This is a genomic window from Aquimarina sp. U1-2, assembly GCF_017897595.1.
In the GTDB taxonomy this organism is placed as follows: Bacteria; Bacteroidota; Bacteroidia; order Flavobacteriales; family Flavobacteriaceae; genus Aquimarina.
Genome location: NZ_JAGKIK010000123.1, coordinates 1 through 345, shown reverse-complemented (window position 1 = coordinate 345; position 345 = coordinate 1). Strand labels below are relative to the sequence as shown.

At 35.4% G+C, this 345-nt stretch carries 1 protein-coding gene; it reads left to right on the top strand.

Annotation, left to right across the window (positions count from 1 at the left end):
- Positions 1-345: hypothetical protein (locus tag J8281_RS19320; protein WP_210199270.1), on the top strand; the 345-nt coding region annotated here is incomplete at both ends.

Genomic DNA, 345 nt, shown 5'->3' with positions numbered 1-345 from the left:
AATATCAGCAGGTGATGAAGCCGTAAAAGCAGGAGAAGCTAGTGGATCGGTTGATTCTATCATGTTTGTAGCCTACATCATACTAGGATTGATTGTTGCGTTTGTTGTAATATTTAGTTTAAAGAATATTTTAACAAATCCTGATACCCTTAAAAGCACGTTAAGAAGCTTAGGTATATTTGCGTTGTTGGCAATCATTTGTTACTTCGGTCTTGCAAAAGGAGTAGAAACACCTCTTAAAGATGGAGGAACATTATCAGCGAGTGGATCAAAATTATTAGGAGCAGGGTTATATCTGTTTTATTTCTTAATCTTAATTGCTGGAGCATCAATGTTGTTTTATGG